Consider the following 17,987-nt stretch of genomic DNA (forward strand, 5'->3'; position numbering starts at 1 on the left):
AGGTAAAAGAAAATGGAAGTCATCCTTCTCGAACGCATCTCCAAGCTCGGCCAGATGGGCGAAACCGTAAAGGTTCGCGACGGTTTTGCCCGTAACTACCTGCTGCCGCTTGGCAAGGCGCTGCGCGCCAACGCCGCCAACAAGACCCGCTTCGAAGCCGAGCGCGCGACGCTCGAAGCCCGTAACCTCGAGCGCAAGTCGGAAGCCCAGAAGGTCGCCGACGTTCTCGACGGCAAGTCCTTCATCGTCGTACGCTCCGCCGGCGAAACCGGCCAGCTCTACGGCTCGGTCGCCGCCCGTGACGTCGTCGAGATTCTCGCCGCCGAAGGCTTCAACATCGGCCGCAACCAGGTTCACCTGAACACGCCGATCAAGGCGATCGGCCTGCACAAGGTCGAGCTGCAGCTGCATGCCGAAGTCGAAATCCACGTCGAGCTGAACGTTGCCCGTTCCGCCGAAGAGGCAGAGCGCCAGGCCAAGGGTGAAGAACTCACCTCGGTCGACGCCATTTACGGTGTCGACGAAGACGCTCTGCGTCCGGAAGATTTCTTCGATCCGGAAGCTGACGGCGTCGACGAAGACGAAGCATAATATCGCCGGAGCAATCCGCGACAGGAGCCCGGCCATCGCGCCGGGCTTTTTCGTTGGGGATTTTCCGGATGTTTTTGCTGCGGGCCTTATGGCATCGCGCTAAAATAACATTCTCCGAAATGAATGGGCTGAGTCGGCGCCATGCCGTGTCATACGGGTGACACTCACAGTATTTCTCCTTTGTGTTGCCCGGGACTGTGGAGAAGTCGAACAACGTGCACAGCGTTCAGGATTTAAGCGAAGCGAGCCCTCGCTCCTTTCGCGGCCTCTTGATTTTCGCGTCCGGAATTGCAAATCCGGAGCTGGAAAAAGACAGAACGGATGATGATGAACGACGCCGCTCGAAAGATTGCAGCCGTTGCCCCCTCGGAGCAGCATTATCGCGAAGCACCCAACAACATCGAAGCCGAGCAGGCGCTTCTGGGTGCCATCCTGATGAACAACGACGCCTATTACCGGGTGTCCGACTTCCTGAAGCCGATCCATCTCTACGAACCGCTGCACCGGAAGATCTTCGAGGTTGCCGGCGATATCATCCGCATGGGCAAGATCGCCAACCCGGTGACGATCAAGACCTTCCTGAAGGCCGACGAGAAGGTCGGCGATATGACGGTGTCGCAATATCTGGCGAGCCTCGTCAGCAACGCCGTCACCGTCATCAATGCCGAGGATTACGGTCGGGCGATCTACGACCTGGCGCTGCGCCGGGCGCTGATCACCATCGGCGAGGATGTCGTCAACATCGCCTATGATGCGCCGCTCGACATGCCGCCGCAGTCGCAGATCGAGGATACCGAACGCCGCCTCTTCGAACTGGCGGAAAACGGCCGCTATGACGGCGGCTTCCAGGCCTTCAACGATGCGGTTGCGCTGGCGATCGACATGGCCGCCGTCGCCAAGGAACGAGACGGCGGGCTTTCCGGCATTTCCACCGGTATCCATTCGCTGGATTCCAAGATGGGCGGCCTGCAGCGTTCGGACTTGATCGTGCTTGCCGGACGCCCCGGCATGGGCAAGACCTCGCTTGCGACCAACATCGCCTACAATATCGCCGCCGCCTACGAAGGCGAAGTCCAGTCGGACGGCAGCATGAAGGCGAAAAACGGCGGCGTCGTCGGCTTCTACTCGCTCGAAATGTCGTCGGAACAGCTTGCCACCCGTATCATCTCCGAGCAGACGGAAGTCTCCTCATCGAAGATCCGCCGCGGCGACATCAATGATGCCGATTTCGAAAAGCTCGTCGCCTGCTCGATGATGATGCAGAAAGTGCCGCTCTATATCGACCAGACCGGCGGTATCTCGATCGCCCAGCTGTCGGCGCGCGCGCGCCGTCTCAAGCGTCAGCGCGGCCTCGACGTGCTCGTGGTCGACTATATCCAGCTGATGACCGGCTCGGGAAAATCCAGCGACAACCGCGTGCAGGAAATCACCCAGATCACCACCGGCCTGAAGGCGCTCGGCAAGGAACTCAACGTTCCGATCATCGCCCTGTCGCAGCTCTCGCGTCAGGTCGAAAGCCGCGACGACAAGCGGCCGCAGCTTTCCGACCTTCGCGAATCCGGCTCGATCGAGCAGGACGCCGACGTCGTGCTCTTCGTGTTCCGCGAGGAATATTACGTCAAGAACCAGGAGCCGCGCGACATCAACGATCCGAAATATCCGGAATGGGAAGCGTTGTTCGACAAAGTGAAGGGCACCGCCGACGTCATCATCGCCAAGCAGCGTCACGGGCCGACGGGCACGGTGAAGCTCGCCTTCCAGTCGGAATTCACCCGCTTCGCCGATCTCGCCGATCCCTCCTTCACACATTACGAGGAACATTGACGCGGTCCCGCGTCGATTTCCTTAGCTAAAGCCCGGCGGCCCGCAACAAGGCAACCGTTGCGACGCCAATCACGACGCTCATAAGCATTGGCAAACGGCGCGCGGCGATTGCCGTTGCCGCGCAGGCCAAGGTCTCTGCCCAGCCCGCCGCAAAGGCAGTCGGGGCAATGACCGCCATCAGCACAGCCGGCGGAATGGCCTCGATCGCCGCTCTCCGCCGCTGATTCATCTCGACATGATGGAGCAACACGAGGCCGCTGACGCGGGTGAACACCGTTGCGGCGGCCATCGCGAGGATGGCGATGAAGATGTTGAGATCGAGCGTCATGCCGCCTGCTCCCGCGCCCTGTGCTGCCATAGGGCCGTTGCCAGCCCGGCCAGAGCGCCGGCGGCGATATACCAGACCCCCGGCACGAAGTGGTGGACCGCAACGGATGCGGCACCACTTGCCGCAAGGACGGCGCCGGTTTCCGGCCCCTTCCAGAAACCCATGACGAGCACGATGAAGACAGCCGGAAAAGCGAAGTCGAGGCCGACGACCGTTGGATTGCCGAAAAAGGCGCCGAGCAGTGCGCCTGTCAGCGAAGAGCCGACCCAGGTGAGGTAGAAGGGCGTGACGATGCCCGCATACCAGGCCGGTGTCAGTCGTGTGGCTCCCGCGCGGAATTCCGCCATGGCCCACAGTTCATCTGCGAGGAATAGCATGGCAACATACCGTTTGACGCCGGAGAAGGACTGCATCTTCGTGCCGATCGACGCGCTCATCAGCACGTGACGGATATTGACCAGCAGGGCTGCAAAGCCGACGCCGATCCAGCTTGCCGGATGGGTCCAGATGTCCATGGCCACGAATTGCGAACCGCCCGCAAAGACAAGCGCGCTCATCAGCGTCGTTTCCAACGGGGAAAGCCCCTTGGTGGCTGCGACCGCGCCGAACACCAGGCCGATCGGTAACACGGCGACAACAAGCGGAAAAATGGCGCGCATTCCGGCAAAAAAATCGCCGGATGGCCGGCTGTGCTGCAACATGGCAACCTCCTGATCAAGATCGCGGAGGATTAGCCCGGCCAGCCAGGGCCGTATTGAACGAAAGTGATCAGCCCGTGCGGAATTGACCTGGTGTTACGCCTGTCCGTGCCTTGAAGTGTCGGGTGAAATGCGCCTGATCGGCAAAACCGCATTCGAGCGCAATATCGGCAGGCATGCGCCCCTGGCGCAGCAGCCGACGGGCCACCTGCACGCGCCGATCCGTCAGAAAAGCGTGCGGGGTAATGTGATATTCCTTGCGGAAGGCACGGATGAGGTGGGCGCGGCTCAAACCCGCCACTCCGGCCAGCTCCTCGAGCCCGACATCGCTGTCGAAGTTCTCGATGAGGTATTCGCGGGCACGGGCCACCGCGCTTCGTTCCTGCGTATCGACAGGAACGATGATTGCGCTGCCGTGACGCGCAAAGATCGCTGCCAGCACCGAAAACATTCCCTCATCCGATTCCAGCGCGCCTGCCCCGCTCTCAAGCGTTCGATGGGCGGCGTGGAAGGCATTGGCGAGCTGTGGATCGCGTGGAAGCCCGCCGGAGAAAGAGGGCGTCGCATGGAAGGCCTTGCCGGTGACATCCTCCAAAATATCGACGAACAGCTTCATATCGGGATAGATCATCCGGTAGCGGTAGCCCTCTCCGCCCGGAGCGCCGTCATGGATGACACCGGGATCGATGAGATAAAGGTCGCCCGGGCCGGTTTCCTCCCGCCTGCCGCTGAGAGTGGCGATCTGGCTGCCGCTTTCTATTGCGCCGATGCTGAACGTGTCATGCGCATGCGGCGCATATTCGTGCGTCAGGAAGGTGGCGCTCAAACACTCCATGTCGCGGAAGCGGCCATCTCGCCAGAAGCGGGCCGATTCCACGTTCGCAAGCGGCATGGCCGCCGCCGCCTCTTTTTGCGATACGTTCTGCATCCACTGAGATTATCGCGGAAGCCTGCACGCGTCTTGAACAAAAGTGATCAGATGACAGGCAAAGGGTGGTATGTGACCTGCCTTGGCCATAATGCTCTCTAAAGCGCGTCGCGATCTTTCAGATTCGCTCCCTGCGCTTGAGCTCTTTGTCTTTACGCATGTCGTTATCGCAAAACCGCTGCACACTTTTGCGCGACATGCTTTAGACTGGCTCAGGCGATTTCCTTCCATTAGTTCACGGCGATACATGACAGATTTTCCCATCCCCTTCGAAGATGACGATCTTTTCGCTTCCGCGGGCCTGCGGCTGACCGTCGATCTGACCGCGCTGACGGAGAACTGGCGCGACATGGCGCGCCGCTCCGGCGCGGCGCGCGCCGCAGCCGTTGTCAAGGCGGATGCCTACGGCACGGGCATCGAGGATGCCGGTGAAGCGCTCTATATGGCCGGCGCCCGGGATTTCTTCGTTGCCACAGTCGACGAGGGCGTCACACTTCGCCTCTATGCGCCAGAGGCGCGCATCTTCGTGCTCGCGGGCATATGGCCGGGCACCGAGCGGCGCTTTTTCGAAAACGATCTGGTGCCGGTGATTTCCTCCGACGAGCAGCTCGCCTTCTGGATGGCAGTGCTTGCCGACTACGGCGATTATCCCTGCGCACTGCATGTCGATACCGGCTTCAACCGGCTCGGACTGCACATGGACGATGCGATCGCGCTCGCCGACGACGTTTCGCGGCCGGCGAGCTTTGCGCCGGTGCTGGTCATGAGCCACCTCGCCTGCGGCGACGAGCCCAGCCATGCGATGAACCGGCAGCAGCTCGAATCATTCCGCAGGGTTAGCGCCGCCTATGAAGGTATCGATTCAAGCCTTGCCGCCTCGGCCGGCATTTGCCTTGGCGAGGATTATCACTTCGACCTGACCCGTCCCGGCATCGCGCTTTATGGCGGCGAGGCGGTCTGCGGCCGGGCCAATCCGATGCGGCCTGTGGCAACCGCGGAAGCGCGCATCATCCAGGTGCGCAGCGTCGAAGCCGGCGAGACCGTCAGCTATGGGCGGGCGCTGCAGCTTCGCCGCAAAAGCCGACTGGCGATCGCCTCGGCCGGGTATGCCGACGGCTACATGCGCGGGCTGTCGAGCGGCGGCGTGCCGCTGCGCCAGGCCGTGCCGCAGGGCGGGCTAGGCTTCATCGCCGGACACAAGGTGCCGGTCGCCGGCCGGATCACCATGGACCTGACGATCTTCGATATCACCGACCTGCCCGATAACGCCGTGCGCGCCGGCGATTATGTCGAGCTGTTCGGAAAGAATATGCCCCTGGACGAGGTGGCGCGGGCGGCGGGCACGATCGGCTACGAGATCCTGACCAGCATGGGGCTGCGCCACGAACGGCGCTATGTCGTCGACGAGGAATAGCTTCCCCGTCAGCGGCTGCTGAGCGCCAGCCGGACACCGAGCGCCAGGAAAAGCGCGCCGAGGCCGCGATCGAGCCATAGCCCGATTCTTTGATTATGCCTGAGCGCATCGGCAAGCCGCCCTCCGAGAAGGACGAGCGGCGGTTCGATGAAGGCGGCGACGACGATGATGAGCCCGCCATGCAGCATGAGCTGGGTCCATGCCGGCCCTGCCCCTTCGACGACGAATTGCGGCAGGAAGGCCAGGAAGAAAATCGCCACCTTCGGATTGAGCAGCGACACCAGAATTCCCTGCCGGTAGATCTTCGCCGCCGGCAACTTTTCACCGGCATCCTTTATCAAGCCATTGCCGCCGCCGGCGCGCAAAGCCTGGATTCCCAGCCAGACGAGATAGGCGGCGCCGATCCATTTGACCGCGGAGAAGGCGACCGAAGAAGCGGCGAGCACGGCGGAAAGGCCGAGCGCTGCCATCAGAACATGCAGGCAGGCGCCGGACCAGACGCCGAACAGTGCGGAAAAACCGGCGCGTTTTCCACCTCTCATCGTGTGACCGAGGATGAAGGCGATGTCGGGCCCGGGCGACAGATTGAGCAGAACCGCGGCCGAGAGAAATGCAAACCAGTGCGCGAGCGAATAATCGAACATCTTCCACCGTTCGGGATGAGCAGAAGCAAAGGATAGGCACGGGAGGTGCTGATGGGAAAATCATTAGTTTTGATCCGTCGCGATAGCCATTATCTCAGGCACGACAGTGATTCGATGAAGCATGCATCTGCTTCGCTCGAGACCCCGGACTGAAAGAGTATTCGATGGCGAAGGCCAGGACACAATTCATCTGCCAGAGCTGCGGCACGGTTCATAACCGCTGGGCGGGCAAATGCGAGAACTGCGGCGAGTGGAACACCATCGTCGAAGAAGACCCGATGGGCGGGATCGGCTCAGGCCCCGGCAAGACGCCGAAGAAGGGGCGGCCGGTGACGCTGACGGCGCTGTCGGGCGAGATCGAGGAGGCGCCGCGCATCCATACCGCCATGTCGGAGCTCGACCGGGCGCTCGGCGGCGGCTTCGTGCGCGGGTCGGCGGTGCTGATCGGCGGCGATCCCGGTATCGGCAAATCAACGCTGCTGATGCAGGCCGCCGCCGCCCTTGCGCGGCGCGGCCACAAGATCATCTACGTCTCCGGCGAAGAGGCCGTCGCCCAGGTCCGGCTGCGGGCGCAGCGGCTTGCAGCGGCCGATACCGATGTGATGCTGGCGGCGGAAACCAATGTCGAGGATATTCTGGCGACGCTTGCCGAGGGCAAGCGGCCGGACCTCGTCATCATCGATTCCATCCAGACGCTGTGGAGCGAACTTGCCGAATCCGCCCCGGGAACGGTGACGCAGGTGCGCACCGGCGTGCAGGCGATGATCCGTTTCGCCAAGCAGACCGGGGCCGCCATGGTGCTCGTCGGGCACGTGACCAAGGACGGGCAGATCGCCGGACCGCGCGTCGTCGAGCACATGGTCGATGCCGTGCTCTATTTCGAGGGCGATCGCGGCCATCATTACCGCATCCTTCGCACGGTCAAGAACCGCTTCGGACCGACCGACGAGATCGGCGTCTTCGAAATGTCGGACAAGGGCTTACGCGAGGTCGCCAACCCCTCGGAACTCTTCCTCGGCGAGCGCAACGAAAAATCGCCCGGTGCTGCCGTCTTTGCCGGCATGGAGGGCACGCGCCCGGTGCTGGTCGAAGTCCAGGCGCTGGTGGCGCCAACCTCGCTCGGCACGCCCAGGCGCGCCGTGGTCGGCTGGGATTCGGCCCGGCTGTCGATGATCCTGGCGGTGCTGGAAGCCCATTGCGGCGTCAGGCTCGGCCAGCACGACGTCTATCTCAATATCGCCGGCGGCTACCGCATCACCGAACCGGCGGCCGATCTCGCCGTCGCCTCGGCGCTCGTTTCCTCGCTTGCCGGTATTGCCCTTCCCGCCGATTGCGTCTATTTCGGCGAAGTCAGCCTGTCGGGCGCCATCCGGCCGGTTGCGCACACCGCCCAGCGCCTCAAGGAAGCCGAGAAGCTGGGCTTTTCCGCAGCATTGCTTCCGTCCGCCTCCGCCGAACTGCCGAAGGGTTCCGGCGGACGCTGGAGTGAGGTCGAAAGCCTGCCGGATCTGGTTGCGCGCATCGCCGGGTCGAAGGGGGCGCTGCGTGTGGAAGACGAGGTTTGATCCTTTCATTGCCAAGATTGGTGATGATATAGGAGGCACACGATAAGGCACGACACGGCCGCCCAGCGGCAGTCCTGGAGTTGAATTTACATGCCCATTACGATTTTCGACGGTATTGTCATCGGCGTCGTGCTCTTCTCCGCCGTGCTGGCGATGGTCCGCGGCTTTTCGCGCGAGATCCTCTCGATCGCAAGCTGGGGCGGCTCGGCAGCAGCCGCCTATTACCTCTATCCCTACCTGCTGCCCTACGCGAAGAAATACACCGATGACGACCGCATCGCGATCGTCGGTTCGGCAGCGGTCGTCTTCCTGATCGCGCTCATCGTCATTTCCTTCATCACCATGAAGATCGCCGATTTCATCATCGACAGCCGCGTCGGCGCGCTCGACCGCACGCTCGGCTTCCTGTTCGGGGCTGCGCGCGGCGTGCTGCTGCTGGTCGTCGCCGTCGCTTTCTGGAACTGGCTGGTCGATGCCGACCACCGCCCGGCCTGGGTCAACGAAGCGAAGTCGAAGCCCTTCCTGGATTCGATGGTCGTGAAGCTGAAATCCGTTCTGCCGGAGCAATTTGCCCAGATGATACCGGCGAGCATCCGTGATAAGCTTCAGCCGCCGGCACAGGGCGGCGCTGAAGGCACCAATCCGCCGACGGGCGACCAGGCGCCGGCGGAAGACGCACCGACAGCGCCTGCACAGCAGCCGGCGAATTGACACAGTGTTCAAGAGCTTGACCCGCCTTCCGGCAATTGCCATTTGAGCGGGAGTTGAAATGAGAGGTCCGGCCGGGCATTCCAGCTCTGTCGGGCTTCAGCTATTTCTGGAAATGCCGATCCATTCTTGTGAGAGCAGAGGCCCGCAGAAATGAACCAGTCCCATTCCTTGCCCACCGACGATCCGCTCGACGGAGATACGCTGCATGAAGAATGCGGGGTTTTCGGAATTTTGGGACACCCCGATGCCGCGGCACTGACGGCTCTCGGCCTGCATGCTCTGCAGCATCGCGGGCAGGAAGCGGCCGGCATCGTCTCCTTCGACGGCAAGCGCTTCTACCAGGAGCGCCATATGGGGCTCGTCGGCGACCACTATACCAATCCGATGACGCTCGCCCGCCTGCCCGGCAGCATATCGATCGGTCATACCCGCTACTCGACAACCGGCGAAGTGGCGATGCGCAACGTGCAGCCGCTCTTTGCCGAACTTGAGGAAGGCGGCATTGCCGTTGCCCATAACGGTAATTTCACCAACGGCCTGACGCTGCGTCGCCAGATCATCGCGACCGGCGCCATCTGTCAGTCGACGTCCGATACCGAAGTGGTCCTCCACCTCATCGCCCGCTCCCGCCATGCCTCCACATCCGACCGCTTCATCGATGCCATCCGCCAGATGGAAGGCGGCTATTCGATGCTCGCGATGACGCGCACCAAGCTGATTGCAGCGCGTGACCCTACAGGCATCCGCCCACTTGTGATGGGCGAACTCGACGGCAAGCCGATCTTCTGCTCGGAAACCTGCGCGCTCGACATCATCGGCGCCAAATTCATCCGCGATGTCGAAAACGGCGAGGTCGTCATCTGCGAAATTCAGCCCGACGGCTCGATCAGCATCGATGCCCGCAAGCCCGGCAAGCCGCAGCCGGAGCGCCTCTGCCTGTTCGAATATGTCTATTTCGCCCGGCCGGACTCGGTCGTCGGCGGCCGCAACGTCTATACGACGCGCAAGAACATGGGCATGAACCTCGCCAAGGAATCGCCTGTCGAGGCCGACGTGGTCGTCCCGGTGCCGGATGGCGGCACGCCGGCGGCGCTCGGCTACGCACAGGAAAGCGGAATTCCCTTCGAATACGGCATCATCCGCAACCATTATGTCGGCCGCACCTTCATCGAGCCGACCCAGCAGATCCGCGCCTTCGGCGTGAAGCTGAAACATTCCGCCAACCGGGCGATGATCGAAGGCAAGCGCGTGGTGCTGGTCGATGATTCCATCGTGCGCGGTACGACGTCTCTGAAGATCGTCCAGATGATCCGCGAGGCTGGTGCGCGCGAAGTCCATCTCCGCGTCGCCAGTCCGATGATCTTCTTCCCGACTTCTACGGCATCGACACGCCCGATGCCGAAAAGCTCTTGGCCAACCAATATGCCGATGTCGAAGCCATGGCCAAATATATCGGCGCCGATTCGCTTGCCTTCCTGTCGATCAACGGGCTCTACCGCGCCGTCGGCGGCGAGGACCGCAATCCGGCCCGCCCGCAGTTCACCGACCATTACTTCACCGGTGACTATCCGACCCGCCTGCTCGACAAGAACGGCGAGTCGATGGGCAACAAGCTTTCGATGCTTGCCAGCAACGGCTGAGCCGCCGCTGCATTAACCTCCCTTCCGAGGGGCTGTTGCGCCCCTCGCCTTCGCAAGCAAATCCGGAACCGGAGCAGATGAATATCAATCTTGAGGGCAAGATCGCACTCGTCACCGGTGCATCGCGCGGCATTGGCTATTTCACGGCGCTTGAGCTTGCGAAAGCCGGCGCCCATGTCATCGCCTGCGCCCGCACGGTCGGCGGGCTCGAGGATCTCGATGACGCGATCAAGGCCATCGGCGGCACGGCGACACTGGTGCCCTTCGACCTGGCGGACATGAACGCAATCGACGCGCTCGGCGGCTCGATCTTCGAACGCTGGGGCAAACTCGATATCCTCGTCGCCAATGCCGGCGTACTCGGCGTCATCTCGCCGATCGGCCATATCGAGGCGAAGGTGTTCGAGAAGGTGATGACCATCAACGTCACTGCGACATGGCGGCTGATCCGATCGGTCGACCCGCTGCTCGCCCGCTCGGATGGCGGCCGCGCCGTCATCCTGTCATCGGGTGCCGCCCATAAATGCCGGCCTTTCTGGAGCGCCTATTCCGCCTCCAAGGCCGCCGTCGAGGCACTGGCCCGGACCTGGGCCGGCGAAAGCCAATCGACGCCGTTGCGCATCACCAGCGTCGATCCCGGCGCGACCCGCACGGCGATGCGCGCCCAGGCGGTGCCCGGCGAAGATCCGCAGACGCTGCCGCATCCTTCCGAGGTCGCCAAGGCGATCCTGCCTCTGCTCGGCCCCGGCGTGACCGAGACGGGCAAACTGTTCATTGTGCGGGACAATAAGCTCGCCGATTACCGGCTGCCGGAATAAGCCAGGCTCACTTGGCTGCAACTGCCGGGAACAGATGCGCGAAGCCTGTCTCCGACGGGCAGAGCGCATTGAGGTCCACCGCCCCCTGAATGCCGTTGACACTGCCATTGTCGGAAAATTGCCAGATCGACCAACGACCGCAGCCTTGCTGCGCCGGTTCCTGAAACACGCTCCGCAGCCAGAGGTAATGATCGGGGAAGCGGGATTCATTGCCCTTTAGATACTGATCGTAGAACTCCTGGGTGACATAGAAAATCGGCTTTTCTGGAAAGGCACCCTTCAGCTCGGCGAAGAAGGCGTTCACCTCAGTCGCCATTTCCTCGACCGTCGGGACCTTGTTGCAATTGCCGACGAACTCCAGATCGACGGTGATGGGCAGGGTCCCCGGCTGCCGCGGCACGGTCGCCAGGACATTCTGCGCCTGATCCTTGCCCGGGCGGCAGAAGGTGAAGAAATGATAAGCGCCCCTGACCATTCCGGCATCGCCGGCGCGCTGCCAATTGTCGGCGAACCTCGAATCCTTGTGGTCGCCGCCTTCGGTCGCCTTCATAATCGCAAAGCGCACGTTCGGCTGCGCGGCCACCGTCTTCCAATCGATATCGCCCTGGTGATGGCTGACATCGATGCCCTGGATCGGATAGGTTGACAAAGACGGATTATTGAAACGAAGCATACCGAAATCGTATGCGAAATATGCGGTCGATGCGACTGCCAGAATTGCAATCGCTCCGATCATCCCCCGGCCCCAGCCTCTCACGCAGTCCTCTCCTATTGAGCAACTCCCAACTGCCTATAAGCGATTTGCGCCACGAAAATGGCAGGTGAGCCGTGCCGCGGATCATCGCTTGCCCCTCTTGACCAAAGGTCATTCCCGCGCCATAAATCCCGCCATGAAAACGGTTATCTGCATTATCTGCCGGAAGATTATTCGCTAGCGCACGCGCTGGCCCGGCCGTTTTCGTCTCCCAAATAGTCAGATGCGAAACGCCCCGGCCCGCCGGTCGCGATATTTTTCTAGTTGTGCTTATGGGAGAGTGGAATGGGCGGCATGCCGGAACTGAAGCTGTACAACACGCTGACACGGGAAGAATCGGTCTTTGCGCCGATCGATCCGGACAATGTCCGCATGTATGTCTGCGGCCCGACCGTCTATGATTTCGCTCATATCGGCAACGCCCGCCCGGTCATCGTCTTCGACGTGCTGTTCCGGCTGCTGCGCCATGTCTATGGCGAGGATCACGTCACCTATGCCCGCAACATCACGGATGTCGACGACAAGATCAATGCGCGGGCGCTGAGGGATCATCCGGGCCTGCCGCTCAACCAAGCGATCCGGGCGGTCACCGAAAGGACCGAGACGCAGTTTCACGCCGATGTCGCCGAACTCGGCTGCCTGGAGCCGAGCGTCGAGCCGCGCGCCACCGACAATATCGTTGAGATGACCGAGATCATCGAGAAGCTGATCGGCAACGGCCATGCCTATGTGGCAGCGGGCGAAGTGCTGTTCGACACTAAGTCCATGGCGGATTACGGCCAGCTTTCGAAGCGCCCGCTCGACGAACAGCAGGCAGGCGCCCGCGTCGCCGTCGATGCGCATAAAAAGAACCCGGGCGATTTCGTGCTCTGGAAGCTGTCGAGCCACAACGAACCCGGCTGGGAGAGCCCATGGGGCCGTGGCCGACCGGGCTGGCATATCGAATGCTCGGCGATGAGCCGGCGTTATCTCGGCGATATCTTCGACATTCACGGCGGCGGGCTGGACCTGATCTTCCCGCACCATGAAAACGAGATCGCCCAGTCACGTTGCGCCCATGGCACCAAGGTGATGGCGAATGTCTGGATGCACAACGGCTTCGTGCAGGTCGAAGGCCGCAAAATGTCGAAATCCGAAGGCAATTTCGTCACCATTCACGATCTGCTGCATACGCAGATTTTCGGCGGCCGCAAATGGCCGGGCGAGGTGCTGCGCCTTGCGATGCTGATGACCCATTACCGCGAGCCGATCGATTTCTCGATCAAGCGGCTGGAAGAGGCTGAACGCCTGCTCGCCAAATGGCCGGCGACGGAAGCCGGCGATGCCGCGCCGGATGAAACCGTGCTGACCGCGCTCGCCGACGACCTCAACACGGTCGCGGCGGTGCAGGCCTTACATGCGCTGGCGCAGGCCGCCCATAACGATCCCGCCGCGGCCGCCCGTTTTGCCGCGACGGCTGCGTTCCTCGGCCTGCTGCCGAAGAAAGCCGAAATCGACCAGGCCGTCGCAGCGGCGGTCGATGCGTTGGTCGCCATGCGGCTTGAAATGCTGAAGGCGAAAAACTTCGCCGAAGCCGACAAGATCCGCGACGAACTGACGGCAAAGGGCATCCAGCTGAAAGACGGCAAGGATGCGGCGACCGGCGAGCGGATGACGACGTGGGAGGTCAAGCGGTGAGACCCGTGTCTTCGGATAAGGCCCCTCCCCAACCCCTCCCCACAAGGGGGAGGGGCTACGGCGCTGTACTGCTCCGAAGCGACCTCACCGCAAACGCAAGCCTTCGAGGCGGGAATGAAGGCGGCATCACGGGAGAGCCCTCCCCCTTGTGGGGAGGGTTGGGAGGGGTTCTCTTTTTCTCATCCACATTGTTGCGGAGGGATTGTCCATGACCACCTATACCGGCGGCTGCCAGTGTGGCGCGGTGCGCTTTCGCGTCAGCGGCGAACTCGAAAGATTCGTCGATCTGTCATTGCCGCATGTGCCAGAAGGCGTTCGGCGCCTATTATGCGCCGCTGGTCTCGGTGCGCGGCGCCGATTTCGCGTGGACACGCGGCGAGCGGAAAAAGTTCCGCTCTTCCAATTTCGTCGAGCGCGGCTTCTGCGGCGATTGCGGCACGCCGCTCTCCTACGAGGCGCCTGACGGGGTTGCAATTGCCGCAGGCGCCTTCGACGATCCTTCGGCGCTTCCGCCGGTCGTGCAATACGGCATCGAGGGCAAGATCGGCTTCGTCGATCATCTGCACGAGTTGCCGGGGCACCGGACGGAAGAGGATGCACAAGCCGCCCCCTTCGTGCTCGAACTCGTCTCCTACCAGCATCCCGATCATGAGACCCAGACATGGCCACCCAAGGAGCCCAGATGACAGCGGACGCGGACAAAAACGGCGGGTGCCAGTGCGGAGCGGTGCGTTACCGCGCCGAAGGCGAAGTCGGTTCTCCCCATCTTTGCCATTGCCGCATGTGCCAGAAAGCGGCCGGCAATTATTTCATGCCGCTTGGCGGCGTGAAGCACAGCAATTTCACCCTGACGCGCGGCGCGGCGAAATGGTTCCACTCCTCTGACCTCGTGCGGCGCGGTTTCTGCGGCGATTGCGGCACGCCGCTGTTCTACGATATTCCGGGGACGGATTTCATCAACATCACCCTCGGCTCGTTGGACGATCCCGACGTGGTCAAGCCGGTGATGCAATCGAACACCGGCCGCAAGATGTCCTGGTTTCACGCACTCGACGGCCTGCCGCTCGAACCAGAGCCCGAAACGCCCGACCGCGAGGATGCGATTGCGGCAAGCAACCATCAGCACCCCGACCACGACACGAAAAGCTGGCCCCTCGGAGAAATCTCATGACGGACACGATAAAAACAGGCGGCTGCCAGTGCGGCGCCGTGCGCTTCCGCATCTCGGGCAAGTTGGGGCGCCCCTCGATCTGCCATTGCCGCATGTGCCAGAAGCAGTTCGGCGGCTTCTTCTCCGCGCTGGTCACCGCGCCTGAGGAAGCGATGGAATGGACGCGCGGCGCGCCGAGCTACTTTCAATCCTCGGTCAATATCGAGCGCGGCTTCTGCAGCAATTGCGGCACGCCGATGACCTATCGTCATCCGGGCGGGCTGGAGCTTGCGATCGGCACCTTCGACGATCGCAGCGACCTGGCGCCGCAAATCCAGGTCAATTACGACGCCCGCCTGCCCTGGGTCGAGGAGATCTTCGAGGCGCCGGTGCTGAAGGATCAGGATTTCTACGCACGGCAGGAGGCGATCATCTCCTTCCAGCATCCCGATCACGATACCGAAGTCTGGCCCGCGAAAGGCGTGAAAATATGACCGAGAGACTGCGCACGCTCTATCCTGAAATCGAAGCCTATGCCTCAGGCCATCTCGATGTCGGTGACGGCCATGTGATCTATTGGGAGCGCTCGGGAACGCCTGGCGCCAAGCCCGCCGTCTTCCTGCATGGCGGCCCCGGCGGCGGCTTCTCGCCCACCCATCGCCGGCTTTTCGATCCCGCCCTCTACGACGTCGTGCTGTTCGACCAGCGCGGTTGCGGCAGGTCGACGCCGCATGCCGAGCTCAATGCCAACACGACCTGGCACCTCGTCGCCGATATCGAGCGGCTGCGGGAAATGGCCGGCGTCGACAGCTGGCAGGTGTTCGGCGGCTCCTGGGGTTCGACGCTGGCGCTCGCCTATGCCGAGGCGCATCCGGAGCGCGTCTCCGAGATCATCGTGCGCGGCATCTATACGCTGACCAAGGCCGAGCTCGACTGGTACTATCAGTTCGGCGTCTCGGAAATGTTCCCGGACAAGTGGGCGCGCTTCATCGCGCCCATTCCGCCCGATGAGCGGCATGAGATGATGCATGCCTATCATCGCCGCCTGACGCATGAGGACAGAAGCGTGCGCCTCGCAGCCGCGCAGGCCTGGAGCATCTGGGAAGGCGAAACGATCACGCTGCTGCCCGAGCCTTCGACGAGCGGCAAGTTCGAGGAACCGGAATTCGCCTATGCATTCGCCCGCATCGAGAACCATTTCTTCGTCAATGCCGGCTGGATGGACGAAGGACAGCTGATCCGAGACGCCGGCCGGCTGAAGGATATTCCCGGCGTCATCGTGCACGGCCGCTACGACATGCCCTGCCCGGCAAAATATGCCTGGCTGCTGCACAAGGCCTGGCCGAAGGCGGAATTCCACCTGATCGAGGGTGCGGGGCATGCGTATTCGGAGCCGGGAATTCTCGACCAACTGATCAGGGCGACAGACAAGTTTGCCGGGAAGACAAACTGATTGTTTGAGGTAGCCTCTCACCCTAGCCCTCTCCCCGCGCGCGGGGAGAGGGAACGAGCTCTGCGATACGGCGCGGCATCTCCCTTCTCCCCGTCAGAACGGGGAGAAGGTGGCGGCAGCCGGATGAGGGGCAGCATCCGCATTCCAACAACACCCGCTTGCCGGGAGGAAACGACATGAAAGAACGCATCTATCTCTTCGACACGACGCTGCGGGACGGGCAGCAGACGCCCGGGATCGATTTCTCGGTCGAGGACAAGATTGCGATCGCCGCGATGCTGGACGAATTCGGCATCGATTACGTCGAGGGCGGCTATCCCGGCGCCAATCCGACCGATACCGCCTTTTTCAGCGAGAAGCGCACCAGCCAGGCCAGCTTCGTCGCCTTCGGCATGACGAAGCGGGCGGGCGTTTCGGTTTCCAACGATCCCGGCATTGCCGGGCTGCTGCAGGCGAAATCCGACGCCATCTGTTTCGTCGCCAAGAGCTGGGATTATCATGTCGCGGTGGCGCTCGGCTGCACCAATGAGGAAAACCTCGAAAGCATCGCCGAAAGCGTCAAGGCGGCGGTCGGCGCCGGCAAGGAAGCGATCGTCGATTGCGAGCATTTCTTCGACGGTTTCAAGGCCAATCCGGCCTATGCGCTCGCCTGTGCCAAGACCGCCTATGAGAGTGGCGCCCGCTGGGTCGTGCTTTGCGACACCAATGGCGGCACGCAGCCGCCAGAGGTACGCACCATTGTCGAGGCGGTAATCACTTCAGGCGTTCCCGGCCGCTGTCTCGGCATCCATGCCCATAACGATACCGGCCAGGCGGTCGCCAATTCGCTGGCTGCCGTCGAAGCCGGCGTCCGGCAGATCCAGGGCACGCTGAACGGCATCGGCGAGCGCTGCGGCAACGCTAATCTGGTGACGCTTATCCCGACCTTGGCGCTGAAGAGCGCTTATAATACACGTTTCGAAACGGCGATCGATGAGGAGCGGCTGCTCAATCTCACCCGGCTCTCGCACGCTTTCGACGAGTTGCTCAACCGCTCGCCCGATCATCAGATGCCCTATGTCGGCGCCTCCGCCTTCGCCACCAAGGCCGGCATCCATGCGTCGGCGCTGATCAAGGACCCGAGGACCTACGAACATGTGCCGCCGGAGAGCGTCGGCAATTTCCGCAAGGTCATGGTGTCGGACCAGGGCGGCAAAGCGAACTTCATCAATGCGCTGAAGCGGCGCGGTATCGTGGTCGCCAAGGACGATCCGAAGCTCGATCTGCTGATCTCGATCGTCAAGGACCGTGAATCGATCGGCTATGCCTATGAGGGTGCCGATGCGAGCTTCGAACTGTTGGCGCATCGCACGCTCGGCACGATACCGGAATTCTTCACCATCGAAGGCTTCCGGGTGATGATCGAGCGCCGCTTCGACAGTCTCGGCCGCGTGAAGATCGTCTCGGAAGCGGTGGTCAAGATCACGATCGACGGCCAGACGCTGATGTCGGTTGCCGATGCCGAAGGCCCGGTCAACGCGCTCGACCTGGCGCTGCGCAAGGATTTCGGCAAGTACCAGCACGAGATCGACGATCTCGTGCTCGCCGATTTCAAGGTGCGTATCCTCAATGGCGGCACGGCGGCAATCACCCGCGTGCTGATCGAATCCACCGACAGCGATGGCGTGCGCTGGTGGACGGTCGGCGTTTCCGAGAACATCATCGACGCTTCGTTCCAGGCGCTGATGGATTCCGTCATCTACAAGCTGATGAAGAACCGGCAGCTTGCCGGCAAGATCGCAGCGGAATAATC

The 17,987-nt window shown here is 62.3% G+C and carries 16 protein-coding genes and 2 pseudogenes; 13 read left to right on the forward strand and 5 right to left on the reverse strand.

Going from position 1 to position 17,987, the window contains the following annotated elements:
• The first annotated feature begins 12 nt into the window (after nucleotides 1-12).
• Together rplI and MF410_RS11635 are read left to right on the forward strand one after the other, a co-directional pair.
• Nucleotides 13-591, forward strand: coding sequence for a 50S ribosomal protein L9 (gene rplI / locus MF410_RS11630; RefSeq protein WP_049733920.1), 579 nt, complete (start codon nucleotides 13-15; stop codon nucleotides 589-591).
• Nucleotides 592-918: 327 nt separating this feature from the next.
• Nucleotides 919-2,415: a replicative DNA helicase gene (locus MF410_RS11635; RefSeq protein ID WP_049734132.1), complete on the forward strand. Its 1,497-nt coding sequence runs from the start codon at nucleotides 919-921 to the stop codon at nucleotides 2,413-2,415.
• A 25-nt stretch (nucleotides 2,416-2,440) separates the two neighbouring features.
• Here MF410_RS11635 and MF410_RS11640 read toward each other — a convergent pair whose 3' ends face one another.
• The 3 genes from MF410_RS11640 to MF410_RS11650 all read right to left on the reverse strand — a co-directional run bounded on the left by MF410_RS11640 (nucleotide 2,441) and on the right by MF410_RS11650 (nucleotide 4,333).
• Nucleotides 2,441-2,743: an AzlD domain-containing protein gene (locus tag MF410_RS11640; protein WP_097626931.1), complete on the reverse strand. Its 303-nt coding sequence runs from the start codon at nucleotides 2,741-2,743 to the stop codon at nucleotides 2,441-2,443.
• Entirely contained in the window at nucleotides 2,740-3,444 is a 705-nt protein-coding gene (locus MF410_RS11645) for an AzlC family ABC transporter permease (RefSeq protein ID WP_097626929.1), read from the reverse strand. Before MF410_RS11645 ends, MF410_RS11640 begins: the two co-directional genes overlap by 4 nt.
• A gap of 67 nt (nucleotides 3,445-3,511) precedes the next feature.
• Nucleotides 3,512-4,333 (reverse strand): AraC family transcriptional regulator, encoded by an 822-nt coding sequence (locus MF410_RS11650; protein ID WP_097627273.1) that lies wholly within the window; start codon nucleotides 4,331-4,333, stop codon nucleotides 3,512-3,514.
• A 283-nt stretch (nucleotides 4,334-4,616) separates the two neighbouring features.
• On the opposite strand from MF410_RS11650, the gene alr reads away from it, so the two are divergent.
• Nucleotides 4,617-5,783: an alanine racemase gene (gene alr, locus MF410_RS11655; RefSeq protein ID WP_097626927.1), complete on the forward strand. Its 1,167-nt coding sequence runs from the start codon at nucleotides 4,617-4,619 to the stop codon at nucleotides 5,781-5,783.
• 8 nt (nucleotides 5,784-5,791) lie between these two features.
• Here the strand turns inward: alr and MF410_RS11660 are convergent, their stop codons facing one another.
• Nucleotides 5,792-6,427: a LysE family translocator gene (locus MF410_RS11660; RefSeq protein ID WP_097626925.1), complete on the reverse strand. Its 636-nt coding sequence runs from the start codon at nucleotides 6,425-6,427 to the stop codon at nucleotides 5,792-5,794.
• A gap of 164 nt (nucleotides 6,428-6,591) precedes the next feature.
• On the opposite strand from MF410_RS11660, the gene radA reads away from it, so the two are divergent.
• From radA to MF410_RS11680, 4 genes and pseudogenes are all read left to right on the forward strand, one after another.
• A complete protein-coding gene (gene radA, locus MF410_RS11665) occupies nucleotides 6,592-7,992 on the forward strand; it encodes a DNA repair protein RadA (protein ID WP_097626923.1) in 1,401 nt (466 codons plus the stop codon).
• Nucleotides 7,993-8,082: 90 nt separating this feature from the next.
• Complete coding sequence (locus MF410_RS11670) at nucleotides 8,083-8,703, forward strand: CvpA family protein (protein WP_097626921.1); 621 nt, start codon at nucleotides 8,083-8,085, stop codon at nucleotides 8,701-8,703.
• Between the two features lie 150 nt (nucleotides 8,704-8,853).
• Nucleotides 8,854-10,343: pseudogene (gene purF / locus MF410_RS11675) on the forward strand (amidophosphoribosyltransferase).
• 77 nt (nucleotides 10,344-10,420) lie between these two features.
• Complete coding sequence (locus MF410_RS11680; RefSeq protein ID WP_097626917.1) at nucleotides 10,421-11,161, forward strand: SDR family NAD(P)-dependent oxidoreductase; 741 nt, start codon at nucleotides 10,421-10,423, stop codon at nucleotides 11,159-11,161.
• A 7-nt stretch (nucleotides 11,162-11,168) separates the two neighbouring features.
• Here MF410_RS11680 and MF410_RS11685 read toward each other — a convergent pair whose 3' ends face one another.
• Entirely contained in the window at nucleotides 11,169-11,897 is a 729-nt protein-coding gene (locus tag MF410_RS11685) for a GH25 family lysozyme (protein ID WP_097626915.1), read from the reverse strand.
• Nucleotides 11,898-12,200: 303 nt separating this feature from the next.
• Between MF410_RS11685 and cysS the strand changes: the two genes are divergently transcribed.
• From cysS to cimA, 6 genes and pseudogenes are all read left to right on the forward strand, one after another.
• Entirely contained in the window at nucleotides 12,201-13,592 is a 1,392-nt protein-coding gene (gene cysS, locus MF410_RS11690) for a cysteine--tRNA ligase (protein ID WP_097626913.1), read from the forward strand.
• Nucleotides 13,593-13,800: 208 nt separating this feature from the next.
• Nucleotides 13,801-14,278 (forward strand): annotated as a pseudogene (locus MF410_RS11695) (GFA family protein).
• Nucleotides 14,275-14,763 carry a GFA family protein gene (locus MF410_RS11700; RefSeq protein ID WP_097626907.1) on the forward strand — a complete coding sequence of 163 codons (489 nt, stop codon included), beginning with the start codon at nucleotides 14,275-14,277 and terminating at the stop codon, nucleotides 14,761-14,763. The pseudogene MF410_RS11695 and the gene MF410_RS11700 overlap by 4 nt, the downstream one beginning before the upstream one ends.
• A complete protein-coding gene (locus tag MF410_RS11705; RefSeq protein WP_097626905.1) occupies nucleotides 14,760-15,236 on the forward strand; it encodes a GFA family protein in 477 nt (158 codons plus the stop codon). Before MF410_RS11700 ends, MF410_RS11705 begins: the two co-directional genes overlap by 4 nt.
• Nucleotides 15,233-16,195 carry a prolyl aminopeptidase gene (gene pip / locus MF410_RS11710; protein ID WP_097626903.1) on the forward strand — a complete coding sequence of 321 codons (963 nt, stop codon included), beginning with the start codon at nucleotides 15,233-15,235 and terminating at the stop codon, nucleotides 16,193-16,195. The genes MF410_RS11705 and pip overlap by 4 nt, the downstream gene beginning before the upstream one ends.
• A gap of 176 nt (nucleotides 16,196-16,371) precedes the next feature.
• The gene (gene cimA, locus MF410_RS11715) at nucleotides 16,372-17,985 is read left to right on the forward strand and encodes a citramalate synthase (RefSeq protein WP_097626901.1); all 1,614 of its coding nucleotides are present in this window, start codon (nucleotides 16,372-16,374) and stop codon (nucleotides 17,983-17,985) included.
• Nucleotides 17,986-17,987 lie beyond the last annotated feature (2 nt).

It is taken from the genome of Rhizobium sp. C104 (assembly GCF_022354505.1).
Lineage (GTDB): Bacteria > Pseudomonadota > Alphaproteobacteria > Rhizobiales > Rhizobiaceae > Rhizobium > Rhizobium redzepovicii.